Here is a 20,343-nt window from a genome sequence, read left to right on the forward strand (position 1 = left end):
GCCCGAGGATCATCTTGGCCCTTTTCTCTTTGGCGGTTTATCTAAGGAGGGAAAGATAAATGAATACTGACTTAGCCATAATAAATGGACAGGTGTTTAACACGTTTACGAAAAAGTTTGAACAGAAAAATGTGTATATTGTTGAAGATAAATTTTACTATGTAACAGCTGACGAGGTAGAGAATTTACAAGCGGTTGAAGTAGTCGATGCAAAAGGTAAATATTTGGTCCCTGGTTTAATTGATATTCATATGCATATTGAAAGCTCTATGACGTCCCCAGCCATTTTTTCAGAGGCTGTCCTAACTCATGGAGTGACAACGGTGGTAGCTGATGCACATGAAATTGCCAATGTGTTTGGTATGGAAGGGCTGGAGGCATTTTTTTCGCAGCCAAGTGTCATGGACATTTTCTATGCGATTCCTTCCTCTGTTCCTTCGACGACCCCCGAGCTGGAAACTACTGGCGGTTATATTGGCGTGGAAGAAGTGAAGCAGCTCCTAAAGAATCCGAAAGTAATTGCTTTAGGGGAAGCAATGGACTTTAACGGCATTGTCAATCAACAGGATTCCTTGATTCGGCAGATTTTACGCGTAATACAAACGGAGAGGCCATCTATGCCTTTGGAAGGACATGTGCCGCGTGTTTCAGAATTAGAATTGGCCAAATTTTTATATGCGGGCATTACTGCTGATCATACCCACCAGTCGCCCCAATCCATTTATGAGAAAATCACCAGCGGGATGTTTTTAGAGTTTCAAAAGAAATCAATAACGCCGGAAAATATACGTGTTATTGTGGAAAATCAATTCTATGAATATATGGCAATCATTACAGATGATGTGATGGCGGACGACTTGCTTGAGGGTCATTTGGATGCGAATGTACGGTTGGCGATTTCATGCGGCATGCCGGCAGAACAGGCACTATACTGTGCTACCTATACCCCTGCAAGACGTATGGGATTCCAGGACCGCGGCGCCATTGTCCCGGGATTTATAGCTGATTTTCTATTAATAGATAATGTAGAAAGCCTGGATATAGCGGCAGTTTATAAGGATGGAAAATTGGTACACGAACGGGGAAATGCGATCAAGTATCCGGCTGTGGAACCTGCCTTTCCTGATCACTTCTATCAATCGATACAATGCCGTGCACTAACTTCAGAGGATTTGCGGATCAAGGTGAATTCGGCTGAAAAGGCTGTCGTCAACGTGATGCAAATTTCCGAAGTGGGTACCTTTACCGAACATGTACAGCGGGAGATGGCCGTTACAGATGGTTATTTAGATTGGGAGAATAGCGGGCTGGCCTTAATTGTCGTGATGGAACGGTACGGGAAAACAGGGGACATCGCCTATGGGTTTGTTGAAAATGCATTATCCGAAAAAGGAGCCGTAGCCACTACTTGGGCACATGATCATCATAATTTGATGGTAATGGGGAAGAGTACGGAAGATATATTAGCGGCTCAGAAACGATTATTGGATATGCAAGGCGGATATGTCGTGACACAAGCGGGACAGGTGGAAGCGGTATGCCCATTGCCAGTCGGCGGGATTATCAGCGATGCACCGATGCAGGAACTAGGCAAGCAATTAAAAGAAGTACGCAAAGCGATGATTAAGTTAGGCTATCGCAACAGTAATGAGATTATGTCTTTTTCAACTTTATCTTTGCCGGTTTCACCTGCAATCAAAATTACCGACAAAGGGATGATGAATGTACGTTCGCAAATGATGATCCCATTGGTGGAGGGTGAGGGAGTTTGAATTTGCTCATTAAAAACGCCTGGATATTGACGATGAATGAAAAAATGGAGCAGTTTCAAGACGGCTATTTAATAGTAGACGAAGGTAAAATTGTAGAAGCCGGTCCAATGGATTTGCTCCCAAAGAAGATGACCTGCGACCAATGCATTGATGCTAGAGGTGCGATTTTGCTGCCGGGTATGGTCAATACACATACTCATATCGGCATGATTCCGTTTCGTTCTTTAGGTGATGACTATCCTGACCGGCTGCGCCGCTTCTTATTTCCGTTAGAAAATGCATGTATGAATGAACATCTTGCCTATACCAGTGGAAAATATGCAATTGCCGAAATGCAGCTTGCCGGTGTAACAACCTTCTTTGATATGTATTATTTTGAGCAGCAATTGGCAGAAGCAGCAGAAGAAATGCATAGCCGCGGCCTTTTGGCAGAAACAGTCATTGATTCCGTAACGGTCGATGTGTCAGAGCCAATGGGCGGATTGCAATACGCCAAAGGGTTTCTGCCAAGATGGCAAGGAAATAGCAGGATTCGGGCATCTATAGCACCGCATGCCCCTTACACGAACACCATTGAAGTACTCCAGCAAGCGGATGCTTTGTCTCAAAGGTACAATGTGCCATGGATGATGCATGTCAGTGAAATGGATTTTGAAATGGAGAAGTATCGAAAAGAACGCAATCAAACACCGATTGAATTTTTAGAAGAGATTGGTGTGCTAAGTTCAAGGCTGGTAGCTGCCCACTGTATTCATTTGTCTGATCATGATATTGAACTGCTGAAGAGGTATGATGTAAAGGTTGCTCATTGTATCGGCGCCAATACGAAATCGGCTAAAGGAGTGGCCCGTGTCCAGGATCTATTGTCTGCGGGTGTAACTGTTGGGCTGGGAACAGATGGCCCAAGCAGTGGGAATACGCTCGATTTATTCAGCCAAATGCGTTTGTTTGCTAATTTCCATAAAACTTTTTTAAAGGATCGCAGTGCATTTCCAGCTGAAGAGATTGTAAAGTTAGCGACCATCGGGGGAGCGAAAGTTTTAGGTATGGAGGGCCAAATTGGCTCAATCGAGGCAGGAAAACAAGCTGACATTATTCTAGTGGAAGTCGATTCAGTCAATATGTTTCCTATTTTTGATCCGTATAGTGTTTTGGTGTACTCTGCAAATGCCGGAAATGTACGTGACGTATTCATTTCTGGAAAGCAAGTCGTGGCAGACAAACAATTAGTAAATTTTGATGTAAAGCAATTAAGAGCAGAGCTTACTTCTGCCATGGAAGAATGCGGATTCAATAGAAAGGCTCTAAAAGCAATGGAGGGAAAATAGGATTAGGGGTGGTTGGAGACTCCCCTAGCCGAATTGATCAAACGCCTCTACAATCCGAAGTCGGGACATGGGAGTGTCTCACAACTCATTTTAAAGAAAGGCAACTAACCCTTTGGTCGTTGCCTTTAAATGGTTCTTGTAATGGACGAACAAAACTGAATTTGATCAAGATTATCTGATATTTAATGTATAATCATTTTTTTTAAGCTATCATATAAGGATCCTCTTCTAATTTTTGAAAACTTTAATAATACAATCGTTTCTAGTGTAAGGAAAGGAATGAGGGTTTCCAAAACCGCTTCATCCGTAAAACAATAGTGAATGTTTTTTTCATCCATTCCCAACTTACTAGCTTGGTTTCCAATTTCCACAGATTTTCCGTCGGTAATGATTAATTGATCAATCCCTGTTTCCACCAGTTTTTGGCAATGTTTTGATATTCCTTTTCGGCTGTATTGCTTTCTCCGATTCGCGGAAAGCAGCCTAAAACGGCAATTTTCTTCTTCCCCTTTGAAATGTCCTTCAAAACCTTTAAGGCTCCTTCCATAGCTGGAGGAGTATTGTTCCATGTGTCATCAAGAATTAAACATTCATTTATTCCGGATAATAGTTGTAAATGGGAGTCAAGATGCTGGAACATTGATAAATTTTTAATCGCATTTTTTATACTAATACCAATTTGAAAAAGAGCGGCAATCGAAGCCAACGCATTGTAAACATTATGCTTGCCGTATCCTGGTATCGTTGCGGGGTATTCTTCATTTTTGTGAACAAGTGTAAAGCTTAATCCATTTTCGCTGTATTGAATATCTTTTGCCATAAAATCCGCTTTTTCTCGGATTCCAATGTAAATCTTGTGTTTTGCACGGCTGCTATCAATCTTTTTACTATATTCATCATCGGCATTTAATATCAAGATATCTTCAGGCTTTATCCCTTCTAATATTTCAGCCTTTGCCTTAATATAGTTGTCCACTGTTTTAAAGCTATCGAGATGATATACACCAATATTCAACAATATCCTTATTGTCGGCTGAAAGGCATTGCATGCAAAGGTTACATCGCCTGGGTCTCCCACAGCCATTTCAATCACTGCAGCATCCGTTTTATTATCCATATCAAAAAAATAGAGCAAATTTCTACGAGGGCTGTTAAAACTTTTATACGTTGATTTAACATTTAGCTCTTCTATTTTTAACACTTGTTTTATCATCTCTTTAGTGGTCGTTTTCCCGCTGGTACCTGTTATGCCGATGATCGGTATAGTAAAAAGGCTTCGATAATGATGAATGAAGTCCCAAAAAGCATGTTGGATATTCTCTACCTTGATAATAATGTGATTTAACCTGGCAGTTTGCAGCAGTATAGGTTTCTCCGAAACAATAATTACATTTTTATATTTTCTTAACCTTTTAAAAGGCTCGTTTGGATTCAAAAGAAAAAATAACGTCATCTTCTTTTTATGAATCTGAGAATATTTTATTGCAGCATGATTGACTATTGGATTCCCATTACCTATACAATTGTACCTTGTACAATTCTCAATATGTCATTTAATTGTATAGAAATCATTTAGCGCTGCCTTCCTCGTTGCCAGCCCTTGGAGGTATATGTTTCACCATTGGAATCGATAATCGACATCATGGATTCATACATGGAGCGGTCCTCTAATAAACGAAAACCTCCGAGCAAGGGAATACTATTTGCTTCAATGATCCAAACATGCCCGCTTTCATCTACAGCTAAATCATATCCCCAAATTGTATGGTTCTTAAATTGTATTGTTAAACATTCAGTTGCCAATAAAGCGATCTGATCTAATACTTTTAATGTTTCTTGAATAGAAACGTCTTTTAAGTTTGATTTTTCCAGCGCCTTTTCTGCAGTTAAAATCTCTGCTCCTTGTTTTAAGTTTGTGACAAAATAACCTGCAGGAGCAACCTTCGCATGTTTTCCAGTAATGATCCAATCGGTTGTTCCGTGTTTTCGCTGTACAACATATCTAAAGTCAATGGGTCTCCCGTCAATTTTCGCTAAAGGAATATAGTGTTGGATAATAAAAGGTCTTTTTTTCTTTTCTTCTTCTTTTTTTAAGTAGTTGTATAGTGAGTTCCTATCGTGGAAAAATGAGGTTGCATTTCTTCGATTTACTTTGAAATTTCCGTTGTCGATTTTGGTTACTTTTGTTACTCTCTTTCCACCGTTCCCTCTAATCGGTTTAACAATGATTTCATCACGCTGCTCCATCATTTTAAAAAGATTCTCTTTTGTAAATAAATCTGTTTTTGGATTATGTGCCTCTAGGCCCGGATAACCAAGCAATAATTGATATTTGAAATATTTATCAGCCCTTTTATTAGATGACATAGAAACTCTCCTTTTTGTTAATTAGGATATCTATAACGAAAATATAAGATTGATTGAACAGCCCATATGGCAATGAAAAAGGCGGATAACTCTCCAATCCTCATTTTTCCGAATAACCTAGTACAAGGAGTAATATTATTGGAGGATGAGTTATGGCACAATTTAAGCCAAGTACCACTCTTTATGAAATTTTTGGTCCAGGTTATATCTATAACCCAAGAGCATCATATAAAAATAAACGATGGCTGCCAGACTTAATCTCACAGCATTCGACTACAGGAAGTTTATTGCTTCTTGCAAGGGAAATGCCTATTGTGTGCCATCAAAATGTTATAGGGCCATCATGTTTAGCTTTCTTTGAGGAAATGGGCATGAAAATCGCCAATAACCGGTATATTTATCATGATCAAAATAGTTATTATGAAGTATTGAATAATTTTCAAATTGCTTCCGACAAGGTTGTTATTAATTACCCCCATCTGCCGGAAGAATTAAAATACGAAAAATATTGGGTCGATCCAAAGCTGCTATCCTACTTGAACAATAAAGGAAACCTTGAAGAACTTGTTCCTAAGGAGAATCTTGCTAATCGCAAGGTAATGCCAATAACTCATTTCTTGAATAGTAATAATTTCCTTTTTGACTTGCCTTTCGTAGTAAAAGCCGTCACTGATGAGCCAGCTGGAGCCGGACTCGATGTGGTTATATGCAGGAACGAAGCACAGCTTCTGGAGGCAAAAGAACTTTTTAAATCATGTAAATTCGTTGTAATAGAAGAATTTATTCCAATCAAGAATAACTATTGTATTCAATTCGCTCAAATTCATAAAGGGAGTCTTATTTATCTTGGGGCAGCAGAACAAATCATAACTGAAGAAGGCAAGTACGGGGGAAATTGGATTGAAAGAGCCAATCAGCTGCCGAACAAAGTAATTGAATTGGCTGAGAAGATTATGAAAAAATCTATTTCCCTGGGCTATTGGGGCATTGCTGGAATCGATATCGTAATAGGGGAAGATGAGCGAGTCTTTGTTATTGATTTAAATTTTAGACAAAACGGGTCAACTGTTGCACTGCTTTTAAAGGAAAGTATCATGAATGCCTTAAACGTTCAAACACTAAAGTTGAGGTCATTTAAAACAACCATTGATTTTACAAAGGTTGAAAAGGAAATAAGACGGTTAATGGAACTGAAAAGGCTAGTTCCACTTAGTATATATAAACCAGCAGAAGTAACAACTGAAAATCCAATTATATTAAGCTGCCTGCTTGCCGGTAACTCCAAGGAAGAAGTGATATCCGCAGAACAACAGGCTGAGAGATTTTTTAAAGATTAAATAAATAGGTTTATAAAAAATATGGCTCTTTTCTCAGAGATTGTTGCTTTTAACTATATTGAAAACACCGAGTGGATTGGAGCGAAAGGCGCTTGACTCCTGCGGGAAATAGAGGAAAGGTCGAGACCCCGCAGACGGAACGTCGAGGAGGCTCGACCTTCCTCCCCGCGGGTTTGCTGAGCGCCTGTAGCGGAAAGGAACGGACAGTGTTATTCCCAAAAACAACAAACTTTACGAAAAGAGCCAAAAATATAAGGATTTTAAAAAAAGGATAGACGGAGCATTTTTAAGCTGGCGTCTATCCTTTTTATATTAAACTTTGAAGCACCAATTTTCCTTTGAACTGCATTAGTTACTTGCAGAGGTTAAGATATAGCTGTGGAACGGATTAGTTTTTGGTGAAATGTGGTATCCTGTTGTTAGGAAATAAAGAGCTAAAAGGAGAGATGGAAATGTCCTATGTCGTTGATTTTAAAAATGTGTCTACGGTTGGTTTAGAGTCCTCACCTGTATCAGAAGCGCTTGCTGGTTTACGTGCTAATGAAGCCCGGTACTTTATGAACAAATACAAGCATGAATTTACGGTGGTGCCTGCGAGTGAAAGCGGGGAGACTCTTGATTATGTAAACCGTATTTTGAAAGAAGAACGTGATATTGAGTTTGCGGCAAAACCTTTAGAGACGTCTCGTTTTCAAGTGGAAAATATTGATTGGACTTACGTCTTTTATGAAGATGGTCTTTCGGTCAACGTCCTTTATACGGTTGATGGCCCTAAGCCTAAGCGGGCCGTTGGTTTTAAGCTTTCTGAGGGGATGGAAGTACCCAAGGAGTTAGAAGGGAAGTTTAAGTTTGCAAGGCAGAAGTCTAAACTAGCTGGAACAATTCGGGGCTCATATTTTGTCATTAAAGGAGAATATTAGGGGGGCAGGTTTATGATCCCAACAAAACTAGATCCTTTATATAATAAGGGACCTCTTAAAGGCTGGAGATTTTATGGGTACAGCACTAGGAATTTTGTGAGGATTTCGTTGGAATAACATAAATCAATGGTGGTTATATTTTTCCAAAATAAGTATTTTGCTTGTACAAATCATCTTGGATATGCTATGTTTTCATTAATCAGAAAATTTAAACTAATAGTTTAATAGGAGTGATATAATGGAACATATTTTAGTAGAAACACAGAATGGGGTCCGCACCTTAACACTAAACAGGCCAGAGCGTCTCAATGCTGTCAATGATAAACTTAGTGCTGAGATCATTCAGGCAATTGCAGAGGCATCTGCTGACGATGAAGTTCGTGTCATTGTGATAACCGGGAGTGGACGTGGTTTTTGTGCGGGCCTTGACCTTTCTGACTATGCTAAGAGAGATAGATCTACTCTTACCCGCCATGAAAAATTAGATGACTTGGGTTGGGTTGGTCATCAGGCGCTGGGAATCGTTCATTGTGATAAACCAGTCATTGCCGCGATTAACGGAATTGCAGCAGGTGCAGGACTTGCTCTTGCTCTAGCCTGTGACCTGCGCTTTATGTCTGCTGGTGCTAGGGTAACAGCTGGGTACATCCGCCGTGGTCTTAATCCGGATGCAGGTATGACCTATTTCTTACCGCGTTTGGTAGGACAGGGAAAAGCAACGGAATTGATCTATACGGGCCGGGACATCTATCCTGAAGAAGCCGAACAGATTGGTTTGGTTAACGGAATTTTCCCAGATGAAGAATTTCAAGACAGGGTTATGAACTTTGCTAAGGAGTTAGCGGAAGGCCCCCCTGTGGCGTTGACACTTTCCAAAAGATTGCTTGCAGCAAGCCCAGACACGGATCTTACAACAATTTTAAAACAAGAATTAGCTTCAATTAAAGTTTGTTTTGGAACAAAAGACGTCCAAGAAGGGGTAAAGGCTTTTGCTGAGAAACGGAAACCTGTTTTCCGGGGAGAATAGTAATTAGTAAATTAAAAGAATAATTTAAGTTACGGGGGCCATCCCCCGTCTTTTTTTTGCCAATTTTTCTACAAGGGTGTTTCATGATAAAGTATGGTAATATGGAATCATGTACTTAAGTTGTAGATAGTAATAACCATTTATGGGGGAGGGTTGTAAGGATGAGTCAAAATGGAATACCTTCCGCACTGAAAGGCAAAAGTGCTGCTTTTTCAAATAATCGTTCCGGCCTTATGGCTGATATAAAAGCTCTTTTTAAAGGTCCTGTCTTATTAGCCAATGTATTGCCGGTCTTTACTGGGTTTTGGCTGGCGCTTTATTTTACTGACGCGTCTTTTTCTGATTACTTGAATGTATTTTTGCTGACCATCATTGGCAGTACGCTGGTCATGGGCGGAGCACTTGTAATCAATAACTGGTATGACGTTGATATCGATACTGTCATGGATAGAACAAAGCATCGGCCAACCGTGACAGGGCATATTCCTCTGAATGTAGTGTTAAAGATAGGAATTGTCCTTTCAGTACTCGGCTTCATACTTTTATCTTTTACGAGATGGGAAGCTGTTATTTACGCTTTCGTGGGCTGGTTTACTTACGTTATCTTATATACGATGTGGTCTAAACGCAGGTATACACTTAACACGGTGATCGGCGCCGTGTCAGGTGCTGTTACCCCGCTTATCGGCTGGACGGCTATTGAGCCGGGGACTCATATTGTTCCGATTATGTTATTTCTGATTATCTTTGTTTTCCAAATGCCGCATACCTTTGCGATCGCGATGAAGAAGTGCGAGGAATATCGGGCTGCGAAAGTGGCGATGCTGCCTGTGGTACATGGATTTGAAATGACCAAAAGGCAAATGGTAGTCTATATCGCCTGCTTAATGCCATTGCCGTTCTATCTGGGCTCGCTTGGGCTGACCTTTGTCATCATAGCGACAGTGATGAACCTTGGCTGGCTGGTTGTGAGCATCAGCGGATTTTTTACAAAAGATGATCTCAAATGGGCTCATATTAATTTTCTGTACTCCGTAAACTATATCACCATCTTGTTTCTTTTGATGATTGTGGTAACATTACCAATATTTTAATAGTCTAATTCCTGGCTGTCCTTATAAAAAATAAGGGCGGCTTTTTTTATACCTTTATGGTTATTGCACCTTAATTCACAAATTTGTCATTTTTGATTTCCGCCCCTTTTTTCTCCATTTTTTTCTATTCCACAATAAAAATAATTCAATTAACAAGTTAAAAACAGTGGGAATAAAGCTATATTCCGTACTCTTTTTCATAAGCATTCGGATTTTGGACAAAAGGAACAATAGTTTTTCTATTTTTCATACGACCAAAATCACTTATGAAATGTGACGCAGTTCACTTCGCTGAGAATCGTTCCTAACTATTATGGAAGTAAGAAAACAGAATAAATCAAAAGGGGGATTCACAAATGGCATCTGCAAAAGCAAATCGTAATAATAAGCCAAGCAAGCAGCACGAAGAACCATTAAAAGGTACATGGATTTCCGTAGGTGTGGTTGGCGTCGTTATTCTCGTTACTTATTTAACTTTATATGGGCTTTATATGACTAGAGTATAGGGGGGAAAGAAATGAAAATGCATCTTGATGAAAAAATTTGGCTGGCATTAAGCTTTGGTATAATGATGATTTTCATGTTAATCACGGGCTATCAGGCAGTTGCTGAAGGAATGGAACCGCCAAGTAATATCGAAACTATCGATTCGCAAAAAGTAGATCAAACAGCGCCATTTGATAAGCCTGGAATTAAACAGATTGGCGATCATGAATACGAAGTAGTCATGACATTGCAAGTATTTAGCTTTAATCCTGGAAATATTGAAGTTCCAGCGGGATCGACAGTGCATTTTATCTTAACATCAAAAGATGTTGTCCACGGTTTTGAAATTGCCGAAACAAACGCTAACGCAATGGTAACACCAGGTTATATCTCAAGAGTTACTCAAAAGTTTGATAAACCGGGAAGTTATTTAGTGCTATGTAACGAATATTGCGGTGCCGGTCACCAAATGATGAGCACAACAATTACGGTTAAGTAAAGGGGGGAAAGGCTATGGAAACAGCAATAAATCAAACGTTTAAAACAAAAGCAACTAAATTGCTAGGTGTTAATAAAGAAGACGCAAAAATTTCGAAAACATATTTATTTGTTTCATTTGTTATCTTGTTAGTTGGTGGGTTTTTAGGATTAGCACAAGGTTTAAACCGTGCCGGTCTTCTAGAGCTGCCATCGTGGTTAAACTATTATCAAGTTCTTACGATGCACGGTGTATTCATGCTTCTTGCATTCACTACTTTCTTTACATTTGGTTATCTGTATGCAGGTCTTTCACATGAACTGGGAGGGCTTCTTCCAAAGGTTAGAAAGATTGTCTGGACTGCGTTTGCATCCAAGATTATTGGCGCGGTATTGGTTGTTATTCCAATCCTTATGAATGAAGCATCAGTAATGTACACATTCTATCCGCCTTTAAAAGCACACCCAATGTTTTATATCGGGTTGGTATTCTTCGCAGTGGGTATGTGGCTGTGCAACGTCGGCGCATTTATCCAAGTGGCTAATTGGCGGAAAAATAATAAAGGAAAGCATGTTCCAATCTTCTCTTACTTTGCAACTGGTATTAACGTTCTAATGTTTTTTGCACTTATTCCTGTAGCAGTTGAAGTTTTAATTCTAGTTCCTTGGTCCTTGGGCTGGGTTAAGACCGTTAATGTTATGGTTTCTCGTACATTGTTCTGGGCCTTTGGACATACGCTCGTAAATATCTGGTATTTAACAGCTACTTCTGCATGGTATGTCATTGCACCGAAATTAATCGGCGGCAGACGCTGGAGCGATACATTAACCCGCGTCGTTATTATCGCTTTGGTAATCATGAACATTACCGGTGGATTCCATCACCAAATCATTGACCCAGGTATTTCTTTACCAGTCAAAATGATGCACGTCTTTATGAGTTTAGCAATTGGTTTCCCATCATTAATGACTGCTTGGGCTATGTTTGCCGTATTTGAAAAGACTGCAAGAAATCAAGGCGGAAAAGGTCTGATCGGCTGGTATAAAAAGATGCCATGGGGGGATGTTCGTTTCCTAGCGCTATTTATCAGTATGGCTTCCTTTGCTCCAGCGGGTGCCGGTGGTATTGCGCAAACAACGAACCAATTGGACACAGTTGTTCATAACACGATGTGGATTGTCGGTCACTTCCACTTAACACTTGGTGTGACGGTCGCATTGGCATTCTTTGGGATTAGTTATTGGTTAGTTCCATATATTTCAGGACGTGTTCTAACACCACAAATTAATAAATTAGGTGTCATCCAAACTTGGATCTGGACAATCGGCATGATTTTTATGTCAGGTGCCATGCACACAGTCGGATTATTTGGCTCACCACGAAGAACTTCATTTACAACATATGGCGATCATGCAACAGCTTTAGGCTGGAGCCCGTATATGATGTGTCTGGCTGTCGGTGGTACTTTGTTAATCATTGGGGTTATTCTTCAAGTGTATGCCGTGATTAATATGATGTTCTTTGCACCAAAAGGGGAAACAGAATTCCCAATTGCGGAAGCAGAAGAAAATGCTTCTCCAACTCCTTATTGGACAGAGCGCTGGGGACTTTGGATTGTAGTTATGCTGTTAGTCGTTGCAATGGCATATGTCGTTCCATTAACAGAATTTATTGTCAATGCACCTCCAGGATCACCTGGGTTCAAGACTTGGTAAACAGAAAAGCGGAGGCGCCTTGCACAGGGGCGACAGGCATAAGACGAGCCGGCGAGAAGGCTGCACTTTAGCCTTCTTGACGGATTGGCTGTAGACCTTCGAGCCCCTAGGCGCTGGAGCTGGACAGTAGAAATGCGGAAGCGCCTTGGACAGGGGAGAAAGGCATAAGTCGAGCTGGAGAAAAGTCTGCACTTTAGCCTTCTTGGCGGATTGGCTGTAGACCTTCGAGCCCTTAGGCGCTGAAGCTGGACAGAATTGATAACAGAAGAGATAGCTCGCATGCTGGGCTATCTCTTTCTGCTAAAAGAGAGAGAACTTTTTTAAAAATAGGTTTGGGAAGTGGTCGTTATGATCAAAAATCGGCATCAGGTAATTTCACTAATAGTCGTGTTTGTGTTTGGATTTGTTTTATTCTATACAGGCACAGACGGTTTTCGGGCCTTTACGGCAGAAACAGCCAGGGTCAACAGGCTGCTGGACGATAAGCCGAAATTTCCTAAAATAACGTTGGAGGACAGTAAGCAACGGGATTATTCCATCTCTGAATTCAAAGGGAAGTACGTATTTATTACCTTTCTTTATACATCTTGTACATCTGTCTGCCCGCAGTTGGAAATGAACATGTCAAAGGTTTACGAACAGATCCCGAAGAAATATTTGGGTAAAGATATCGTATTTTTAAGCATCAGCTTTGACCCAGAAAGAGACACTCCACAGACGCTGGAAAAATACCGCACTTATTTTAACAGTGATGGGGAAACCTGGCGGATGGCAAGGGTTCCGGACAAGAATGAATTGGATGCTTTGCTAAAAGAATTTGGAGTGACTGTCATTCCTGACGGATACGGGAATTTCACACATAATTCAGCATTTTATTTAGTGGACCCAAAAGGCAGTCTTCAAGATGTGATGGACTATAAAAAAATAGATGAGGCAGCCGATAAGGTTGTCAAGATTCTAAATTAGGAAGCGGGGGAATAATCAATGCAACAATTTATATACGGATTCTTGTTACTTATTGCCCTAGCTATTCCGCCTATTGCCCATTTTATGGAATCCGTGATGATTATCCATATGCATATGCAAATGCCAATGGTAGTGTTTGCAGGATTCTTGATGGCAAGATTTTTTATGGACCGCTTTCCGAGATTTTTTGAAAAATGGAACGGGAATGGCGTTCCGGGAATATTATTGTTTGTCATAATTATAGACTTCTGGACACTGCCGCGCTCGATGGATGATGCTTTAACAGATCAAAGCGTAGAGGTATTTAAGTTTTTGAGTTTATCGCTTTTAGCTGGAATTCCCTTGAGGGACAGCTGGAAAAGGCTGAATTCAATTGGAAAAAACATTCTTTTTATCTTCTTCACCATTTTGTTTCTAGTGGTAGGATGGCTTTATATTGATGCACCTGTCCAGTTATGCAATAACTACTTGGTTATCGAGCAAATCACGCTAGGCTGGGGCTTCTTGACTACGGCAATATGTATAGTTATATACTTGATATATATTACATTTACGGACCGGACGAACTATGAATAATCGAAAAGCAGCCGCTAGGAGTGATTTCCGGGCGGCTGTTTTTACTTTTTATAGGATTTATCCGAGCCAGGGGCAAAGAGGCAGCTCCCTCTTGTTTAGATTCGCAAATAAAACAGTGGCTTTCGCAAATAAAACGATGAGAATCGCAAATACCCAGTGAGTTTTCGCAAACAACTAGTGGAGGAAACACCTTCTTCAATTTGTAAAAATAATACATCCAATAACTGGTATTGTATAATGGTAGAAGGAAAGGAATGATACAAAAATGATAGAATTGTACACGAATGAGGATGTCATTTGCATTGAGGGGACTGTTGAAAGGTTTGGCCGTAAAATTTATGCCTATTTAGTAGACGGCATGTTGGTTGATACGGGTCCTCAATCCATTGAAGAGGAATTTATTTCTTTTTATAAAGGACATTCATTTGATAAGGTTGTTTTAACCCATAGCCACGAGGACCATTCTGGCACCGCACCGTGGATACAGGAGCATCGAGATGTTCCAATTTATGTCCATCCCAAAGGGGTAGGCATTTGTGGGGAGTTTGCTCCCTATCCGAAATACCGCCAGATTACCTGGGGAGTACGAAGGGAGTTTCAGGCTTTGCCACTGGGGGATTCAATTCAATCGAACAAATCAACCTGGAAAGCAATCTACACCCCGGGCCACGCCGATGATCATGTTGCGCTGCTTGATGAGGAGACAGGCCGGCTGTTTTCCGGTGATTTATTTGTCTCTCCAAAGACAAAGTTGATAATGTCGAGCGAGTCTATTCCTGTCATCATGGATTCGATTCGGAAACTATTAAACTATGATTTTGGTTCGATGTTTTGCGCTCACGCAGGCTATATACCGAATGGAAAAGATATGCTGAAGCAAAAATTAGAGAATCTCGAGAACATTTGCGTGGAAGTGGAGCATCTCTATAAAGGCGGGCTTTCCTTGGCGGAGATTAATGAAAAGCTGTTTCCAAAAAAATACCCGCTTATTACTGTTTCGGGCGGAGAATGGGACTCAATTCATATCGTTTCGTCAATCGTTGCGGGTTTTTCGAAAGGTGTTATGGAATAGTGGTAGACAGGACTAATAGACTGGTAACCTATATGGAAGCATTTGATACATACACCTGCCTTCTTGAAAATAATGGGGCCCCAAGCAAGCTGGAACTAACTGATTGTTATGATCGAAAATGTTTACTTGAACGGCAGTTACCCTGAAACGGTGAACTGCCGTTTTATTTTATTTAAAAGAGTGGTAAATTTATCGTAAACATTATCTTAATCAGCAAATGGGTGATCAATATGGAATTGCCAAAGGACTTTCTCGAAAAAATGAAGGGACTTTTAGATGAAGAATATGAGGATTTTGTAAAAAGTTATCACGAGAATAGAGCGCAAGGGTTTCGGGTGAACCCTTTGAAAATCTCTGTAGAAGAGTTTAAACAAATCAGCCCTTTTAATCTGGAAAAAATTCCATGGGTAAAAGAGGGGTTTTTCTATCGAACAGAGGACCGGCCGGGGAAGCATCCTTACCATGAGGCAGGTTTATACTACATACAGGAGCCAAGCGCGATGGCGGCAGGGGAGCTAGTCGACCCGCAGCCGGGTGAGCGTGTCTTGGATTTATGTGCAGCGCCGGGTGGGAAAACCACTCATATTGCGGGAAAAATGCAGCAACAGGGATTTTTGCTCACGAACGAAATTCACCCTGCACGTGCCAAGATTCTTTCGCAGAATGTCGAGCGGATGGGGATTAGGAACGCTGTTGTAACTAATGAAACTCCGGCGAGACTGGCTCAGCGGTTTCCGGGGTATTTTGACCGGATCATGGTCGATGCACCGTGCTCTGGAGAGGGGATGTTTCGCAAGGACCCTGATGCCTGTGCTGAATGGAGTCCTGAAAATGTAGCTTTATGTGCCGCTCGGCAGTTTGATATTCTCGAACACGCTGGGACAATGCTTCGCCCGGGGGGCAGGCTCGTTTACTCGACCTGTACATTTTCACCTGAAGAAAATGAAGGTGTCATTAGTAAGTTTTTAAAAGATAACCCTAACTTTGAGATAGAGGACGTTCAGGTTTATGAGGGCTTTGGAAAAGGCAGGCAGGACTGGATTTCAGATAGTTCTTCCGGTCTTGGAAAGACAATCAGGATTTGGCCTCATCAAATACAGGGTGAGGGCCACTACATTGCCGTTGTAAGAAAAAAGGAAGGTGAAGAGGCGGGCGGCAGGCTGAAGTACGCCAAAACTTTGTCTGACCAGAAAGTTTTAAAAAGCTATTATCAGTTTGCAGAGGAGACCTTACTTGAGACGCCAAAAGGGGAATTTCTTTTATTTGGCGAGCAGTTGTACTTGCTGCCGAAAGAGATGCTGTCATTGGAAAATTTGAAGGTTGTCCGACCAGGCTGGCATTTGGGGACGATTAAAAAGAACCGCTTTGAGCCTTCCCATGCCCTCGCTTTAGGTTTAACCGGGGAACAGGTGAAGCATAAATGGAATCTCAAGAAGGATTCCCGTGAAATGTTCGCCTATTTAAAAGGAGAGTCTTTGGCGGCGGAGGGCCCGAAAGGCTGGTATTTGTTGGAGGTAGAAGGCTATTCCATCGGCTGGGGCAAACTGTCAGATCATAGTTTGAAAAACCATTTCCCAAAAGGGCTTAGATGGACGGGGATTGGTTGAAGGACATGAAGGAACATTATTATGATAAGCTATTAAATATAAAGACAAGAGCGGAGCAGCAGGGATTTCACCAGTCCTTGCATTACCACCGCTATGAGCCAACTCCCTATAGCGGACTGGAAGAATTATTTAAATCCTATGAGCTAAAACCAGGCGACCGGATTGTGGATTTTGGCTGCGGCCGGGGACGGCTGAACTTTTATATCCACTATTTTTTTCACACATCCGTGGTTGGAGTTGAAATGGATGAGGGGCTGTTTCAGGCAGCACTGGCGAATTGCGAAAGTTATATTCGAAAAACAAAGAAAAGCCGCAATAAAATCGAGTTTAGATGCTGTCTGGCCGAGGAATATCCGATAGACATTCAGGATAATCGGTTTTATTTTTTCAATCCGTTTTCGATTCAGGTCTTTCAAAAGGTTATTAACAATATTTTAGTTTCAGTTGAAGAACACCCGCGGGAACTTGATGTGATTTTATATTACCCCTCTGAGGATTATATTTACTTTCTGGAAAACCAAACGGCGTTTGAGTTGAGGGAGGAAGTAAAACTGCCGTATGTTTATCGGCATAATCAAAACGAGCGATTTTTAATCTATCGGCTGGAATATTAGAGAAATTGAGTGAGGCAGTGTCTGGATTCACCGGGAGGGATATGAATGTACCACCGTTTATGGATTTTTTTAAATGGATGTATAGCCTTGATTTCGATCGTCTATATTTGGTTATTTAGTCCTCATGATAATGCCCTGGTAGTACTGGCGCAGTTTTTGGCTCAGTTAGCAATGCTATTGTTTCTGGTCAATATCAATATGTATTTCATATTCTTGGTGATTCGGAAAACGTCGATACGAAAGGTGAAAATCCGGCTTGCCAAGTTTTCACGCTATTTTATGAAATGGCATATCCCGATTGCGGTATTGGGTACGTCAACCATTATTGGTCATTCTGTCATCAATTTATATGCAATTGCCCCGCTGCTTGGCTGGGAACATTTAAAATTATGGAGCGGTGTATTGGCGCTGGTAACGCTGGCAGTCGTGTTGTTTGCGGGGTGGCTTAGACATAAAAAAGCATCCGGCTTCCGCCGCAGGTTCCACCTATCCGCCGCGATGATTTTTCTTGTCATATTCCTGGCCCATATGTTTATTCCGCTATAATAAATAGGTTTTGAAATTGGAAGTGTCTGCTCCAGGAGTACAAATGTCCACGGACAGTGCCTGATACCTAATTTGGAGGTGATATTGAATGGAGAGTATTACGGTTGTTTCGCTGTTAGATGTAATTAGTGAGTTGTTTTCGGAGGAGATCTCGATTGCGGTTTCCAACACTAGTGAGTATATTTATTACCGGCCGAGCAAGCGGATTGATTTGAAGATTAAGCGTGGAGACCCTTTGAAGGAAGGGACGATTGCCCATAAAGCGGTGAATTCAGGGCAGAAGGTTTCGGAGTTTATCGAACGTGATGTGTTTGGAATTCCCTATCATGGGATGGCGGTGCCGTTTTTTCATGACGGGAAGATTGAGGGCTGTGTGACAGCGATTTTTCCGTCGCTGACGAGCGGCAAGCTAGTCGTTACCATTAAATCAGAGGACGGCTGGATTCCGGTTCCTTTCTCACAAGTTATCTACATCGAGGCAAAGGAGAAAAAGACCTTTGTTTATGCCGAAGAGCACAGCGGTACCCATAGATATTCCCTGCAGGAATTTGAATTTTTGCTTCCGAAGGATGACTTTATCCGCTGCCACCGCTCGTTTATTGTGAATGTTAATCATATCAAGGAGATTCACCCGGACACTCATTCAACCTTTATTCTAACGATGAAAAATGGCGACAGGGTGCAGGTCAGCCAATCTTATTCGGGCTATTTTCGTAGATTGTTAGGATTTTAGGAAAAATTCTGCTTTAGTCATTAGATTTTCTGTCTTATCCGAAAATTTCGTAACTAATCCCCAATTTATCTTACTGAAAACATTTACGGGTTAAAATTAAAGTATTATATTCCATTGGGGAGTGGGATGAAATGTTAGAAAGCAAATATGAACGGATAAAAGATTCACGACTTTGGGACCGTGTGGTGACGCCGGAAGAGGCGGCATCGTGGATACAGGACGGAATGACACTAGGGTTAAGTGGTTTTACACGTGCCGGTGATGTGAAAGCGGTTCCGTTTGCCTTAGTGAAACGGGCTGAGCAGGAATCCTTTAAGGTCAATGTATATACGGGGGCGTCATTAGGATCAGATGTCGACAAGCTGTTTGCTGAGGCTGGAATTATTGAGAAGAGACTTCCTTTTCAAGCAGACCCAACGATGCGCGGGAAAATTAATAATGGTGAGTTATTGTTTGTCGATCAGCATTTATCACATACTTCGGAACTAGTTCGCGCCGGTGTCATGGAGCCTGTCGACTTCGCTATATTGGAAGCGTTCTCAGTTACTGAGGATGGAATGGTGATTCCGACCACTTCAGTAGGCAATTCACTATCGTTTGCTCTGAATGCAAAGGCCATTATTATCGAGATCAATTTGGCACATCAGGTGAACCTTGAAGGGCTGCATGATTTATATGAGCCTGTGAAGCAGGGTGAGCGCGGCCCGATTCCATTAACGGGGGTAAAAGACCGGATTGGCACGATTGGAATACCGGTTGATATTGATAAGGTAAGAGGGATCGTGTTTACCAACCAGTTAGACTCGCCTTCAACGATTGTTCCACCGGACGACGAAACGGTCATCATGGCCAGCCATTTAATCGATTTCTTACGAACCGAAGTGCAAACGGGCCGTCTAACAAACCGGCTTGCGCCGCTTCAGTCAGGGGTTGGTTCGGTTGCGAATGCGGTTCTTCATGGCCTCTTGGATTCAGAGTTTGAAGACCTTGAAGTATACTCTGAAGTATTACAGGATGCAGTGTTTGATTTAATTGATGCTGGGAAGGTTAAGTTTGCTTCATGCTGCTCATTAACATTGTCTGAGCAGAAGATGAAAGAGGTTTATGGCAATTTTGAAAAATACCGCGATCTGCTTATTATGCGGCCACAGGAGATTTCCAATCATCCGGAAATTATCCGCCGTCTTGGATTAATTTCCATTAATACTGCGCTGGAATTAGACATTTACGGTAATGTCAACTCCACCCATGTACTTGGAACAAAGATGATGAATGGAATCGGCGGTTCCGGGGATTTCGCCCGCAATGCCCGCCTTTCGATTTTTGTAACGAAATCCATCGCTAAGGGCGGTAAGATCTCAAGCATCGTGCCTTTCGTATCCCATGTCGACCATACTGAGCATGATGTCGATGTCATTGTGACGGAACAGGGGTATGCAGACTTACGAGGACTTGCACCAAGACAGCGGGTGGAATTGATTATCGAGCGCTGCGCACATCCAATGTACCGTCAGCAGCTGCGCGAATATTATCAGGAAGCTCTCACTAGAGGCGGACAAACTCCTCATGTGCTGGAAAAGGCTTTCTCCTGGCATACTAATTTTGCAGCTAATGGAACAATGCTTCTGACTGTGCCGGAAACGGTATAAAATATTGAAAAACGAATAGCCGCCGCAATTTGAAGAACATGATAATTTAGCTGATA

20 protein-coding genes are annotated in these 20,343 nt (G+C 41.5%); 17 read left to right on the forward strand and 3 right to left on the reverse strand.

Annotated elements, in window-relative coordinates:
• The first annotated feature begins 59 nt into the window (after nt 1–59).
• A complete protein-coding gene (locus ACZ5AE_RS01860; protein WP_464568944.1) occupies nt 60–1,772 on the forward strand; it encodes an adenine deaminase C-terminal domain-containing protein in 1,713 nt (570 codons plus the stop codon).
• The gene (locus ACZ5AE_RS01865; RefSeq protein WP_464568946.1) at nt 1,769–3,100 is read left to right on the forward strand and encodes an amidohydrolase; all 1,332 of its coding nucleotides are present in this window, start codon (nt 1,769–1,771) and stop codon (nt 3,098–3,100) included. The genes ACZ5AE_RS01860 and ACZ5AE_RS01865 overlap by 4 nt, the downstream gene beginning before the upstream one ends.
• Nucleotides 3,101–3,282: 182 nt before the next feature.
• Here ACZ5AE_RS01865 and ACZ5AE_RS01870 read toward each other — a convergent pair whose 3' ends face one another.
• The 3 genes from ACZ5AE_RS01870 to ACZ5AE_RS01880 all read right to left on the reverse strand — a co-directional run bounded on the left by ACZ5AE_RS01870 (nt 3,283) and on the right by ACZ5AE_RS01880 (nt 5,467).
• A complete protein-coding gene (locus tag ACZ5AE_RS01870) occupies nt 3,283–3,516 on the reverse strand; it encodes a hypothetical protein (RefSeq protein WP_464573761.1) in 234 nt (77 codons plus the stop codon).
• Nucleotides 3,492–4,535: a Mur ligase family protein gene (locus tag ACZ5AE_RS01875; RefSeq protein ID WP_464568948.1), complete on the reverse strand. Its 1,044-nt coding sequence runs from the start codon at nt 4,533–4,535 to the stop codon at nt 3,492–3,494. Before ACZ5AE_RS01875 ends, ACZ5AE_RS01870 begins: the two co-directional genes overlap by 25 nt.
• Before the next feature lie 137 nt (nt 4,536–4,672).
• Nucleotides 4,673–5,467 carry a YheC/YheD family protein gene (locus ACZ5AE_RS01880; RefSeq protein ID WP_464568950.1) on the reverse strand — a complete coding sequence of 265 codons (795 nt, stop codon included), beginning with the start codon at nt 5,465–5,467 and terminating at the stop codon, nt 4,673–4,675.
• A gap of 152 nt (nt 5,468–5,619) precedes the next feature.
• Here ACZ5AE_RS01880 and ACZ5AE_RS01885 point away from each other — a divergent pair, with 152 nt between their 5' ends.
• The 15 genes from ACZ5AE_RS01885 to ACZ5AE_RS01955 all read left to right on the forward strand — a co-directional run bounded on the left by ACZ5AE_RS01885 (nt 5,620) and on the right by ACZ5AE_RS01955 (nt 20,287).
• Nucleotides 5,620–6,804, forward strand: coding sequence for an ATP-grasp domain-containing protein (locus ACZ5AE_RS01885; RefSeq protein WP_464568952.1), 1,185 nt, complete (start codon nt 5,620–5,622; stop codon nt 6,802–6,804).
• A 452-nt stretch (nt 6,805–7,256) separates the two neighbouring features.
• The gene (locus ACZ5AE_RS01890) at nt 7,257–7,724 is read left to right on the forward strand and encodes a phage tail protein (protein WP_464568954.1); all 468 of its coding nucleotides are present in this window, start codon (nt 7,257–7,259) and stop codon (nt 7,722–7,724) included.
• A 238-nt stretch (nt 7,725–7,962) separates the two neighbouring features.
• Nucleotides 7,963–8,751, forward strand: a complete 789-nt coding sequence (locus tag ACZ5AE_RS01895) for an enoyl-CoA hydratase/isomerase family protein (RefSeq protein ID WP_464568956.1) — start codon at nt 7,963–7,965, stop codon at nt 8,749–8,751.
• Nucleotides 8,752–8,912: 161 nt separating this feature from the next.
• Nucleotides 8,913–9,845 (forward strand): heme o synthase, encoded by a 933-nt coding sequence (gene cyoE, locus ACZ5AE_RS01900; protein WP_464568958.1) that lies wholly within the window; start codon nt 8,913–8,915, stop codon nt 9,843–9,845.
• A gap of 356 nt (nt 9,846–10,201) precedes the next feature.
• On the forward strand, nt 10,202–10,351 hold the full coding sequence (locus tag ACZ5AE_RS01905; protein WP_464568960.1) for a hypothetical protein: 150 nt from the start codon (nt 10,202–10,204) through the stop codon (nt 10,349–10,351).
• Nucleotides 10,352–10,362: 11 nt separating this feature from the next.
• Entirely contained in the window at nt 10,363–10,830 is a 468-nt protein-coding gene (locus tag ACZ5AE_RS01910) for a cytochrome c oxidase subunit II (RefSeq protein ID WP_464568962.1), read from the forward strand.
• A 14-nt stretch (nt 10,831–10,844) separates the two neighbouring features.
• Nucleotides 10,845–12,524, forward strand: a complete 1,680-nt coding sequence (locus ACZ5AE_RS01915) for a cbb3-type cytochrome c oxidase subunit I (protein WP_464568964.1) — start codon at nt 10,845–10,847, stop codon at nt 12,522–12,524.
• A 348-nt stretch (nt 12,525–12,872) separates the two neighbouring features.
• Nucleotides 12,873–13,490: an SCO family protein gene (locus ACZ5AE_RS01920; protein WP_464568966.1), complete on the forward strand. Its 618-nt coding sequence runs from the start codon at nt 12,873–12,875 to the stop codon at nt 13,488–13,490.
• Between the two features lie 18 nt (nt 13,491–13,508).
• Nucleotides 13,509–14,066 carry a hypothetical protein gene (locus ACZ5AE_RS01925; RefSeq protein ID WP_464568968.1) on the forward strand — a complete coding sequence of 186 codons (558 nt, stop codon included), beginning with the start codon at nt 13,509–13,511 and terminating at the stop codon, nt 14,064–14,066.
• Between the two features lie 265 nt (nt 14,067–14,331).
• Nucleotides 14,332–15,138: an MBL fold metallo-hydrolase gene (locus tag ACZ5AE_RS01930; RefSeq protein ID WP_464568970.1), complete on the forward strand. Its 807-nt coding sequence runs from the start codon at nt 14,332–14,334 to the stop codon at nt 15,136–15,138.
• A gap of 230 nt (nt 15,139–15,368) precedes the next feature.
• Nucleotides 15,369–16,745, forward strand: coding sequence for an RsmB/NOP family class I SAM-dependent RNA methyltransferase (locus tag ACZ5AE_RS01935; RefSeq protein ID WP_464568972.1), 1,377 nt, complete (start codon nt 15,369–15,371; stop codon nt 16,743–16,745).
• Nucleotides 16,746–16,750: 5 nt separating this feature from the next.
• Nucleotides 16,751–17,359, forward strand: coding sequence for an SAM-dependent methyltransferase (locus ACZ5AE_RS01940; RefSeq protein WP_464573511.1), 609 nt, complete (start codon nt 16,751–16,753; stop codon nt 17,357–17,359).
• A gap of 45 nt (nt 17,360–17,404) precedes the next feature.
• The gene (locus ACZ5AE_RS01945) at nt 17,405–17,905 is read left to right on the forward strand and encodes a hypothetical protein (protein WP_464568974.1); all 501 of its coding nucleotides are present in this window, start codon (nt 17,405–17,407) and stop codon (nt 17,903–17,905) included.
• 88 nt (nt 17,906–17,993) lie between these two features.
• Nucleotides 17,994–18,638 (forward strand): LytTR family DNA-binding domain-containing protein, encoded by a 645-nt coding sequence (locus ACZ5AE_RS01950; protein ID WP_464568976.1) that lies wholly within the window; start codon nt 17,994–17,996, stop codon nt 18,636–18,638.
• A 131-nt stretch (nt 18,639–18,769) separates the two neighbouring features.
• Complete coding sequence (locus ACZ5AE_RS01955; protein WP_464568978.1) at nt 18,770–20,287, forward strand: acetyl-CoA hydrolase/transferase family protein; 1,518 nt, start codon at nt 18,770–18,772, stop codon at nt 20,285–20,287.
• The last annotated feature ends 56 nt before the right edge of the window (nt 20,288–20,343 follow it).

The organism is Neobacillus sp. S1227 (genome assembly GCF_055385255.1).